The 11,875-nt window shown below is 68.0% G+C and carries 7 protein-coding genes; 5 read left to right on the forward strand and 2 right to left on the reverse strand.

What is annotated here, in order from left to right; genetic code table 11:
• Nucleotides 1–76: 76 nt before the first annotated feature.
• Nucleotides 77–5,497, reverse strand: coding sequence for a pullulanase-type alpha-1,6-glucosidase (pulA, locus tag ACIBK4_RS10205; protein ID WP_398993950.1), 5,421 nt, complete (start codon nt 5,495–5,497; stop codon nt 77–79).
• A 462-nt stretch (nt 5,498–5,959) separates the two neighbouring features.
• Between pulA and ACIBK4_RS10210 the strand changes: the two genes are divergently transcribed.
• The 5 genes from ACIBK4_RS10210 (at nt 5,960) to ACIBK4_RS10230 (ending at nt 10,419) form a co-directional block, all read left to right on the forward strand.
• Nucleotides 5,960–6,871, forward strand: a complete 912-nt coding sequence (locus ACIBK4_RS10210) for a hypothetical protein (RefSeq protein ID WP_398993952.1) — start codon at nt 5,960–5,962, stop codon at nt 6,869–6,871.
• Nucleotides 6,872–6,942: 71 nt separating this feature from the next.
• Nucleotides 6,943–7,797, forward strand: a complete 855-nt coding sequence (locus ACIBK4_RS10215; RefSeq protein ID WP_398993954.1) for a hypothetical protein — start codon at nt 6,943–6,945, stop codon at nt 7,795–7,797.
• 33 nt (nt 7,798–7,830) lie between these two features.
• Nucleotides 7,831–8,496, forward strand: a complete 666-nt coding sequence (locus tag ACIBK4_RS10220; protein WP_398993956.1) for a nitroreductase — start codon at nt 7,831–7,833, stop codon at nt 8,494–8,496.
• Between the two features lie 121 nt (nt 8,497–8,617).
• Nucleotides 8,618–9,658 carry an NAD(P)/FAD-dependent oxidoreductase gene (locus ACIBK4_RS10225; protein ID WP_398993958.1) on the forward strand — a complete coding sequence of 347 codons (1,041 nt, stop codon included), beginning with the start codon at nt 8,618–8,620 and terminating at the stop codon, nt 9,656–9,658.
• 158 nt (nt 9,659–9,816) lie between these two features.
• On the forward strand, nt 9,817–10,419 hold the full coding sequence (locus tag ACIBK4_RS10230; RefSeq protein ID WP_398993960.1) for a DUF4232 domain-containing protein: 603 nt from the start codon (nt 9,817–9,819) through the stop codon (nt 10,417–10,419).
• 61 nt (nt 10,420–10,480) lie between these two features.
• Here the strand turns inward: ACIBK4_RS10230 and ACIBK4_RS10235 are convergent, their stop codons facing one another.
• Nucleotides 10,481–11,857: an alpha-amylase family protein gene (locus ACIBK4_RS10235; protein WP_398993962.1), complete on the reverse strand. Its 1,377-nt coding sequence runs from the start codon at nt 11,855–11,857 to the stop codon at nt 10,481–10,483.
• Between the last annotated feature and the right edge of the window lie 18 nt (nt 11,858–11,875).

Raw genomic sequence — 11,875 nt, forward strand, 5'->3', positions numbered from 1 at the left:
TTCTCAGACCTGGCCCTTTGACACACCGGTGGGGCAGGCCGGTGTCCACAGCCTGCCCCACTACGGTAATGCGCTTTCAGGGTGTCCGGGTGAATACCGCCACAGTGCGTCCCGGAACGACGAAGGTGCCCGAAACCTTCGCGTACGAGGCCGACTTCACGGTGGCGTCCGCGCCCGCGGCCTGCACGGGGTGCAGCCGGTAACCGGTGCCCGCGAGGGAGCCGATCTTCTGCTCCTGCTTGCTCGGCGTCGCGTTGAACACGACCACGAGATCCCCGAGTTCCATGGTGATCACTCCGGGCGTCTCGTCCTTCCCGGACAACGGGAAGGACATCTCCGACTGCACCTGCCCGGCCGTGTCCAGCGAGAACACGGGCTCGGTCGTACGGATCTTCAGCAGATCCTGGTACGCGGCCGAGGCCCCGCCGATCTGCCCGCAGCCGACCTTGACCGACGTCAACAGGCCTTTCGCGTACGGCCACTTGGACGCGTTGTCGGCGGCCATCGGCAGCCCCCGCCCGAAGCCGTTGCCGTCCGCGCAGTTCCAGTGGATCGCGTTGAACCAGTCACCGCTGTCGAACGAGTTGCGGTCCAGGGACTTGGAGCGCAGCAGGTCGGTACCGGCCTGGGAGAGGGACGGCCCCTGCGAGAGGGTGGCGGTGGCCATCGCGAGGACCTGCATCCGGGCCCGGTCGGCGGCGCTCGTCGTGGCGGGCAACTTGTAGGTCAGCGCGTCGAACAGCGACTCGTTGTCGTGCGCGTCGACATAGGCGAGGGCGTCGCCGGGCGCGTCCGCGTAGCCGGCGGGAGCGCCGTTGTAGTCGATCTCGGCGCCGGTGACGTCCTTCCCGTCGGTGTCGGTGAAGCGGTATTTCGCGAGGTTGCCGCTCAGGCCGACCTTGATGAGGTCCTGGTAGTGCAGGAGGCGGGCCTTCTGCTCGGCCGAAGTGCCGTTCGCCGTGGAGGAGTTGGGGTCGGTGTAGAGCCCGGACGCGAAGCCCTGCACCCCCGGGTCCTCGTCGAAGGGGCTGCCGCCGCGTACGGCGTCCCGGGCCCGGTCCGAGAAGGTCGCGATGCCCGTCCCGGCCATGTTCTTCTGCGTGGCCTGCACGAAACGGGCGTCGTCGGCGACCTCGCCGAAGTTCCACCCCTCGCCGTACATGATGATCTTCTTGCCGTCGACGCCGTCCTTCGCGAGGGTCAGCGCGTCCAACGCCTTGCGTACGGCGAGGATGTTGGCCTTCGGCTGGTGCCCCATGAGGTCGAAGCGGAAGCCGTCGACCTTGTACTCCTTGGCCCAGGTGACCACGGAGTCGACGACGAGCTTGCCCATCATGGCGTTCTCGGTCGCCGTGTTGGCACAACAGGTGGAGTTCGCGACGCTGCCGTCGGCCAACAGCCGCTGGTAGTAGCCGGGCACGATCTTGTCCAGGACCGAGTAGTCCGCCTGCCCGCTGGCCGCCGTGTGGTTGTAGACCACGTCCATGACGACCCGAAGGCCGTCCTCGTTCAGCGACTTGACCATCTTGCGGAACTCGACGGTACGACCGGTGCCGTCCGGGTCGGTCGCGTACGAACCCTCCGGAACCGTGAAGTGGTAAGGGTCGTAACCCCAGTTGTAGGCGTCCTTCGCGGCGACGGCCGCCACGCACGCCTGTTGCTGCTCCGAGTCGGCGGCGTAGGAGGCGAGATCGCAGTCGGTGGTGGACTGCTCGGACTTCTTCTCCGGGATGGTGGCGATGTCGAAGGCGGGCAGCAGATGCACGTACGACGTCCCGGACTTGGCCAGCGCGCGCAGATGCTTCGAGCCGTCGCTGTTCTTCTCCGTGAAGGCGAGATAGGTCCCCTGGTCCTTCGTGGGGACCGTCTTGTCCGCGACGGAGAAGTCGCGGATGTGCAGCTCCTGGATCTCCGCGTCCTTCAGCGGCACCGCCTTCGGCTTCTTCAGGCCCGACCAGCCGCTCGGGGCAAGGGACTTGTCGGCGAGGTCGACGACGAGGCTGCGCTCAGAGTCGGCGGTGAGGGCGACCGAGTAGGGGTCGGTGACCTCGTTGGTGACCAGCTTCTGGACGGTCGGCGCCCACACCTTCACGACGTAGCGGTACGGCTTGTTCTTCCAGGAGGCGGGACCGGTGACGGACCAGACGCCGGTGGTGGCGTTCCGGCTCATCTTCTTCAGCGAGCCGTCGAGATCGAGGGACACGCTCTGCGCGGTCGGCGCCCAAACGGCCAGCGTGGGGCGGCCGTTGTGGAAGGTGGGGCCGAGGTCGGCCCGGGTCGCGGAGCCGTACACGTCGTCGAGCACGCCGGCGATCTGCACGCCGGTGGCCGCCAACACGGCCCCGTTCACGGCTCGTTGGGAGGCGACGAGCTGACCGTCCAGGGCCTCCTTCACCCGCCCCCGATCACGCGGGTCGACGGACCAGGCCGCATAGTCCTTCAGGTAGGGGAACTTGGCCTTCTGGGCGTCGGTGAGCGTGGTCTTGGACAGGCGCAGCCAGCGCTCGTCGTCGCTCGTCAGCGTGCCGTCCTTCGCGGCGATCGAACCGTCGTGGGAGTACACGAGTTGGGTGGAGGCGGCGGCGTCGGAGCCGTTCCAGGCGACCGTGTTCCGGTCGATCCAGACCGCCTTGGAGGTCGTCAGGTCGAGGGCGGCCGCGCTCCCGGCGGGCTGCGGCAGGAGGTACTTCTCCTGTCCGTTCAAGAGCCAGACCTCGTTGCCGTTGGTCTTGAGGTCGAGCGACTGGTCGGCGGAGAGGTCCTTCTCGTCACCCTTGTGGATGATGTAACTGAGGCTGGTGGCACCGGAGTTGAGCGGTACCTCGTAGACAGCGCCATACGCGTCGGTCTTCACCGGCTGCAGCGGGCTCGACCAGTCCGTGGGGTTCGCGGCACCCGTCCAGACGTGGAGGCCCCAGCCGGAGTAGTCGCCGTCGGCGCGGTGGTAGTGGATGACGGCCTTGGTGGTGTCCTGCGCCGGGTAGTCGGGCCGCTGTGTCTGTACGGCCTCCTTGCCCTGCTCGATCCAGACCTCGCCGGTCTGCGTGACGTCGATCGAACGGTCCGCGGAGACGTCCTTGTTGCCGTCCTTGTCGATCACCAGGAAGCTGACGTTCGTCGCGCCGGGCTTCAACTTGACGTAGGCGAAGGCGCCGTAGGCATCCCGGCCGACGAAGGGGTGACTGGCCGGCCAGGTCGTCGCCTCGCCGTCGGCGAGGTCGCCCCAGGCGTAGAGGCCCCAGTTGTCGTAGTCGCCGTCGGTGCGCTTGTAGTGGACGATCGCGTAGTCGCGGGAGGAGGCGGTGGGGATCGCTTCGGCGGGCGGGGTGCCGGTGGTGGAGGCGGCCGTCGCGCTTGCCGTACGGCCCGTCGAGTCGACGACAACTGCCTTGTAGCGCAGGGCGGTTTCGGCGGGTACGTCCTTGCCGATCGCCTGCGTGACCTTGTACGGGGCGTGGTCGGCGGAGCCCAGCGTCTGCCACTTGCCGTTGCCGGTCTGGGCGGCGAAGACGACCCGGTTGAGCTGACCGCCGGTGACGTCGGCGCTCAGCTCGACGGTGCCGGTGGCGCCCGCGTCCGGGGCCTTGAGGGTGATCGTGGGCTTGGTGACGGGCTTGGCGAGAGCGCCGGCCGCCTTGAGGACGATCGCGGTCCCGGCGGGCACGGTGACGGTGACCTTGTTGTCGGCACCGCTCGTCGCGGTGGCCGAAGTGCCGTAGATCCCCCGGTACTTCATGTCCGGCGAACCGGTCGCGAAGGTCACCGTCTTCGCGGTGTCGGCGTTGTTGAGGGCAACGACGTATTCGTTTTTGTCCGATCCCGTGCCCGTCCGTGTGAAGGCATAGACACCGGCGCCGTCGGCCGCGTAACGCTCGGTCTGCACGCCGTCGGTGAGGGCGGGGTTGTCCGCGCGCAGCTTGGAGAGGGCGGCAATCTCCTTGTACAGCGGGGCAGTTGAGTCGTAGGAGTCACTCGCGGCCGTACGGTCGGTACCGATCTCATCATCATCGAGATAGTCGGCGACCTTCGACGCGAACATCGTCTGGCGGGCGTCCTTGTCGCCGCCGGAGCCGGTGAAGCCCTGTTCGTCGCCGTAGTAGACGACGGGGTTGCCGCGGCTGAGGAACATCAGCTCGTTGGCGAGCTTGTCCTTGGCGAGGAGTTGGGCGTCGGTGGCCTTCGGGTTGTCCTGGTCGAGGAAGTAGCCGATGCGGCCCATGTCGTGGTTGCCGAGGAAGGTGACCTGCTCGTACGCGTTCGCCTTGTCGGTCGTGTACTTGTAGTCGTCGCCGAAGACACTCGCGAGCTTCTGCGCGCTGCCGCCCTGCGAGGCGTAGCTGCGGGCCGCGTCCTGGAAGGGGAAGTCGAGCGTGGCGTCGAGGCGGCCCTGGGTGACGTACGGCGAAGTGACCGACGTGTCGGCGGAGTAGACCTCGCCGAACATGAAGAAGTTCCTACGGCCGTGCTGCGCCGCGTAGTTGTCGAGTGCGGTGGCCCACTGGGTCCAGAAGTCCATGTCGACGTGTTTGACGGTGTCGATGCGGAAGCCGTCGACGTCGAAGTCGCGGACCCACTTCTCGTAGATCTTCTCCATGCCGCTGACGACCTCGGGGCGTTCGGTCCACAGGTCGTCGAGGCCGGAGAAGTCGCCGTAGGTGGCGTTCTCGCCGACGTAGGTCGAATCGCCGCGATTGTGGTACATCGTCGGGTCGTTGAGCCAGGACGGGACCTTCACGTTCGCCTTGTCGGCGGGGACGGTCGGGGTCTTCGGGAACGAGGACGTGGAGACGGCGGGGAAGGTCTTCTTGCCGTCCGCGTAGTCGGCGTCGTCGAAGGGCTGCCCGTCCTTGGTCAGGTACGGGAACGCGCCCTTGGATAGGTAGTCGTAGGACTTGCCCTCGTAGTCGACGACGTCGGCGGTGTGGTTGGTGATGACGTCGAAGAAGACCTTCATGCCCTTGGCGTGGGCCTTGGAGATGAGGGTCGCGAGGTCCTTGTTGGTGCCGAAGTGCGGGTCGACCTGGGTGAAGTCCGTGATCCAGTAACCGTGGTAGCCGGCGGAGGCGTCGGCGCCGGTCCCCTGCACGGGCTGGTTCTTGAAGATGGGGGCCATCCAGATGGCGGTGGTGCCGAGGCCCTTGATGTAGTCGAGCTTCTTTGTCAGGCCCTTGAGGTCGCCGCCCTGGTAGAAGCCCTTGTCGGTGGGGTCGTAGCCGGTGCTGAGGCGTGAACCGGTGAGCCCGCCAAGGTCGTTGGAGGTGTCGCCGTTCGCGAACCGGTCCGGCATCACGAAGTAGAACTGCTCGCGGGTGTCGTCGTGCCGGGCGGGCGTCGCGGCCAGCTTGGCGTCCGACGGGGGTGCGGGTGGGGTCGCGGCGTGGGCGGCGAGGGGCTGGACGAAGGCCGCGAGGAGGGCGGCGACGATGACGCCCGTGGCCCTTCTCCGTCGCTCGGTGCGGCGCGTGCGGGGCGCGGGCGCGGGCCATCTCGGTATCACAGGCGTGAACTCCTTGCGATTACGGCTCAGTTCGGGTCCGACCCCGGCGAGACCGTATCGCCGACGCAAGGGTTGCAGCAAGAGTCATGAAAGGTGGAGAAAGAACTTTCAGCGACACCCCTTGGTGGCCGCCTGCGGAAAGGGCGCGGCACTCGTGACGGTCGGCCGCAGGAAGGGCGCGGCATCCGTGACCGTCGGACGGCAGGAAAGGTGCGGCACTCGCAAAGGTTTCCCACTGGAATGGTCTGGAACCGATCACTCCGGCAACCCGTCCTACAGGCCGTACCTGTTGCACATCGCGGAACACGGACCCGGGCCTCACCCCTCGGCACGGCCGTCACCCGCGACACACCTCCGGGTAGGACACGATCCGCTCCGGGCCGCCCAGTTCACCACCCTTGGTCAATAGATTTACCTAGGCAACCAAGGGCATGCGAGAGGAAAGCCTTGATGGAGCCTTTGATGGAGTTATCCCATCTGGTGGAGGCCCTGCGAGCGGAGGCACTGGACGCCGCTCTGACCGACGACGGGCAGATCGTCGTCAACCTGCCCAGCAGCAGGGACCAGTTGATCCTCGGGCCGAGCCGGGGCGGGAGCGAGCCCCGGCTGTTCTGGCAGCGCCGTACGTTCCTGGGGACCCGGACGAACGAGTGCGGGTATCTGGAGTGGACTGCCGCTCCTGAACCGGTAGTTGGGGCGATCCTCGGCTACGCGCGCTCCCCCGGTCTGAGCGGGCCGCAGTACGGACCGGTGCTGGACGCGCTGCGGAGCAACGGGCTCGACGCGGCGATCGTGACGACCAGCGGGGGCTGTCATCTGATCTGCGTCCATCTCGCCGACGGCACTCAACTCATCGTCGGGGCACCCGAGTCGCTGCCTCCGCAACTGTCACAGGTGACCGGGTGGCTGGTCCGGCACAGGGGCCCCGGCGACAGATCGACGGTCGTCTACCACTCGGCTCCGACTCCGGCTTCGGGTTCGGGCTCGGGTTCGGGTTCGGGTTCGGGTTCGGGTTCGGGTTCACATGATCACGATCCCGGGGCGGCGACCGGTGGGTCCGACATCCACCTGATGGCGAAGCACGTCGCCCGCTACGTCACCGAGGCGGGCCTGCGCCACGACGGCCACCGCCCGCTGACCACACCGGCACCCGAGCAGGAGGTCACCGCGAGGTCGCTGTCGCGGCTGATCGGAGAGTTGACCCAACTCCCCCGCCACCAAGACGAGTTGGACAATCCGGGCGGTGCCCTCATCACCATCACCGAGCGGGACGGCACCAGCACCCGGACCACGGAGATCCCCGCCGAACTCGTGAGCCGTATGTACTCGGTCCTGTTCAGCATGCTCACCGTCATGCGGCCGTACGACGAGTAGCGGCTCTGCCTGTCCGGCCTCAACGGGACCCCGTGCGGGTGCCGTTGAGGCGGGGCGGGACGATGGGAGGGATGACCACGACGCGCGAACAGTTCGAGCAGCGGCTCGCCGCACTGGGCGACCCGTGGCTCACCCGCAGGCAGGTGGCGGAACTGGCGGGGGTCGCGGAAAAGACGGTCCGCAACTGGCTCGCCGAAGCCTCCCTCGCCTCCTCCCGCGTCCGCACGGGCCCGCACAACGCCCAACTCATCGAGCGCGAGGCGGCGTTGACCCTGGTCCGCCGGAACCTCTTCGAGCCCAAGTCCGGCACGACTGTCCGTCGCACCGGCCCACGGCTGGCGGCGGAACCCCGGCGCTTGAGTCACGCCCCCGGCGAGCAGTGGGGATGGGCCGACATCGCGAGGCGGCGCGGGGTGACGCCCGGCGCCGTAAGCAACTTGGCGAAGTCCTACGAGAACCACCCGGTCAGGCCGTTCCCGCGAGCCGTAGGGCGCAAGCGGGATGCGGCGGCCGTAGCGGAATGGTTCCTCTGGTACGACACCGAGCGTCCGGGGTACGCGGCGCGGCGCGCGTACGGGCGTATCCCGGAAGTCGTCGCCCGGCTGGAGGCGGCGCTGGCCGGCCCGGAGGACCTGACCACGACGCGGCTCGCCTGCGAACTGGGCGTCGCCCACACCGTGGCGCGGGCCTATCTCACCGAAGCGGCAAGGCAGTTGACGCCCCGCCACGGCCTCGTGGCCCGCAACGTCATCGCGGACCTGCTGGCACAGTCCGGCCATGACGGGACGGCCGAGCAGCGGCGCGAGCGGGTCAGCACGTTGCTGAGCCGCAAGGACGCGCCGCGCAAGCACGTCACGGTCGGTGGCACGGACTACTACGAGAGAGCCGCGATCGACCGCCTTCTGTCGTCACGGCGGGATGGCTGACGCGGTCCGTCGTTCAAAGGAGAACGAGAAGGCGTGGATGTGTATGAAGCCGTGGACAGTCGCCGGGCTGTGCGGGCGTTCAGCGATGAGCCCGTATCCAAGGAGGTACTCGAACGCGTGCTGACCGCGGCGACGCGGGCTCCGTCGAGCGGGAACCTCCAGCCGTGGCACGTGTACGTCGTGAGCGGCGAGCCCCTGGCCGAGTTGAAGAGGCGCGCGACGGCCAGGGCACGGGCGGGCGACCCGGGTGACGAGCGGGAGTATCCGATGTACCCGGCCGGGCTTGCCTCGCCGTATCTGGACCGCTTCGGCGCCGCGGCCACCCAGCGGTACAAAGCGCTGGGCATCGAGCGCGACGACCCCGACAGGCCCATGAAGATCGCCGCCTTGAACTCGGAGGCGTTCGGGGCGCCGGTCGTGCTGTTCTGCTACCTCGACCGGACGATGGGGCCCGGGCAGTGGGCGGACGCGGGGATGTACCTGCAGACGGTCATGCTGTTGCTGAGGGCAGAGGGGTTGCACAGTTGCCCCCAGGTGATGTGGACGATGTACCGCAAGACCGTCAGCGAGTTGGTCGATGCCGATGACGGGCTCGTGCTGCTCTGCGGTGTCTCGGTGGGCTTCGAGAGAGAAGGCGTGCCACAACTGCGCACCGGGCGGGCGGACTTGGGCGAGACCGTGAGCTTCGTCGGAGGGTGACGTCCTGACAACAACCCAGCCGTACCGCTCCCCGATTCGACCGGTCGGGGCCGAAGTTAGTTCTACGGCCGCGGCCACAGCCGCAGTCTGAACGGTCGTCGGATTGTCGGAGAGGACCTCATTGTCAGCCGTTGTCGTCGTCGGTGCGGGAATCGTCGGCTCCTCGGTGGCCTACCACCTGGCCCGTCGAGGCGTCCCGGTCACCCTGCTCGGCCAAGGACCCGCACCGGCCACCGGGGTCACCGGGAACTCCTTCGCCTGGATCGGGGACTCGGGCGGGCACTGGCCCGGCGGAGCAGGGGATCTCCGCGAGTACGTCCTGGCGGACTACCGGCGCCTGGAAAACGAACTGCCCCATGTCACCGTCCGCCGAACCGGCTCGCTGTCCTGGGCCGACGTACCGGCCGCTGACTCACGACTGGAGCCAGGTCAATTCCGCGTCGGCCGGAGCGAGATCGCCGCCCTGGAGCCCAACCTCCGGCACCCGCCCGACCAGGCCGTCCACACCCCGAGCGACGCGGGCATCGACCCAACAGCCTTGACCCGCACACTCGTTGAAACCGCCGCCGCCCATGGAGCAACCGTGCTCCACGACACCACGGTCACCTCCTTGCGGGTGACCGACGGGCACGTCGAGGGAGTCCTGACATCGGCCGGCTTCCACGCCGCCACCACTGTCGTACTCACGGCCGGAACCACCATCCCGGAGCTGTGCGAACGGCTGCCGGTCGACCTGCCGATGGCCTCCTCCCCGGCCACCCTCGCGCGGGTCACAACACCCCCGGGCCTGGTCAGGACCATCGTGGCAAGCCCCGATTTCGAGGTCCGGGAGGTACGCGAGGGCCACCTCCTGCTGGTCGTACCGCAGGCCGAAGGCACGGCGGGAAACCGTGAGCGGGTCGCTCAGGACGCGCTCCGGGACCTGAAGGCGGCCTTCCGAGGAAGCGACGAGTGCCGCCTGCTGGGCCACCGCACCAGCAGCCGCCCCATGCCCGCGCTCGGCCCCGTCATCGGATACGCGACACACGATCGATCCGTCTACGTCGCCGTCATGCACTCCGCCATCACCCTGGCGCCTACGGTCGGACGACTGATCGCGGACGAACTCACAACCGGCAGACCGGCTCCCGAACTACGACGGTGCCGACCGCGAGTCCACTGACACAGCCACGGCTGGCCCCCTCCACAACGCCGCGAAAATTCTTCCGCCTCTTCCGCGAACAAATCCGCGATACCCCGCATCGAACCTTGTGTACGGCACAGAAGGACGGTGCGGGCCGCAGACCACGGCCCGCGAAAGCAGGAGTGGGGAACACGACCGTGAACGAGCACCTGAACACCACCGACCAGACCGCCACCGCCAAGCACCGGCGCCGCGCCGACCGCAAGGTCGGGCGCACGATGATCGGCCTGGGCGCCGTCGTCGGGCTGGGGCTCGCGGCCTGGGCGGGTACCGCGAACGCCGCGACCTCCACGGCCACCGCGAAGGCGACGCCGACCTGCTCGGCCGCCGCGCTGAAGGCGACGTACGGTCAGCAGCTCGGCGGTGGCATGAACCACGCGGGTATCGTCATCCGGCTGCGCAACCTCAGCGGCAAGACCTGCCTGCTGCGCGGCTACCCCGGCCTGGGCCTGGAGAACTCCGCCCACAAGAAGCTGACGACCCACACCACCTGGGGCAACACCTGGTACGCGCACAACCCCGGCAAGAAGACCCTCACCCTCAAGGACGGCGAGAGCGCCGAGGCTGTCGTCGCCTGGACCCACGCCAACACCGGCACCTCGGGCGCGGTCCACGCCGCCTACCTCGAGATCACGCCGCCCGCCTCCACCCAGCACAAGACCCTGGCCCTCCCCCAGTGGGTCGACCACGGCGACCTCGCCGTGACGGCCCTGGCGAAGCACATCACCGTCAACTCCTGACCCCCCACGGTCCGGACGGCGGCGACGTGCCCCCTCGCGCCGCCGCCGTCCAACACCGTTATCAGCAGCTCGACTTGCCCGAGTAGATCGCCAGAGCCGTGTTGCTGCCCAGCGTCGCCGTGAACTGCCCGCTCGAATTCACGGTCACCGACGTGTTGTTCTGGACGTTGCAGTACGTGCCCGCCGCCATCGACGTCTGGTACGTCTGTGTGAGGGACGACGACTCGTGGTTGATCGCCACGTAGCCCTTGCTGCCCCTGCCGAACGCGATCGCGTCGTTGCCGTCGTCCCACCAGTTGGTGAGGGACTGGCCGCTGGTCGCGTTGCGGAAGGCGACCATGGACTTGATCTCCGGCCAGGCGTGCTGGCACTTCCAGCCGTCCTGCCAACAGGCCGTCACCGAACCGCCGTTGGGCGGGCCGGCGTCCGCGTCCGACCATTCGTAGCCGGAGTTGATGTCGGGGGCGCCGTAGGGGTACGCGAGCATGAAGACGTTGGCCAGCGTGTAGTTGGCACCGTCCTTGTAGTTCAGGGTGCTGCCGTTGCGCTCCGTGTCGTGGTTGTCCACGAAGACCGCCGCCACCGAGCTGCTCATGTACCCCCAGCCCTCGCCGTAGTTCTTCAGGTAGGCGAGGTTCTCGTTGTTGAAGACCCGCTTGAGGTCGTAGGCGTAGCGGAACTCCTGGACGTCGCCGTTGCCGGTGTACTCGGTGGGCTGGACGGCCTCGCCGGCGCCGTAGATGACCTCCTGCTTCCAGTACGCGGAGGGGTTCGTCAGGCGGGACTTGATGTTCGCGAGGTCGGTCGCCGGGATGTGCTTGGCCGCGTCGATGCGGAAGCCGTCGGCGCCGTAGCCGAGGAGGGTGTTCATGTAGCCGGCGATGGTGGCGCGGACGTACTCCTCGCCCGTGTCCAGGTCGGCCAGGCCCACGAGTTCGCAGTTCTGGACGTTGGCGCGGTTCGTGTAGTCGCTGACCGTCGCCGTGCAGTCGTCCATGTCGTACGAGGAGTACAGGCCGGGGTAGTTGTACTTCGTGTACGACGAACCGCCCGTACCGGTGCCGCTGCCCGCCGACATGTGGTTGATGACCGTGTCGACGACGACCTTCACGCCCGCCGAGTGACACGTGTCGATCATGTTCTTGAAGGCCGTCGCGTCACCGAGCCGGCCCGCGATCTTGTAGCTCACCGGCTGGTACGACGTCCACCACTGCGAGCCCTGTATGTGCTCGGCGGGCGGGGAGACCTGGACGTAGCCGTAACCGGCGGGGCCGAGCGTGTTGGTGCACTCCTTGGCGACCGAGGCGAAGTTCCACTCGAAGAGGACGGCGGTGACGTCCTTGGTGCCGGGCGGGGAGGCGTGGGCGGTGCCGGGCACCAGGAGGGCCGTCGCGGCGGCGAGGGCGCAGGCTCCTGCAAGTGATCTGCTGTTGGCCATGTGGGGTTCCTTCTCCGT

Origin of the sequence: Streptomyces sp. NPDC050528, from assembly GCF_044457795.1 — a bacterium.
Lineage (GTDB): Bacteria > Actinomycetota > Actinomycetes > Streptomycetales > Streptomycetaceae > Streptomyces.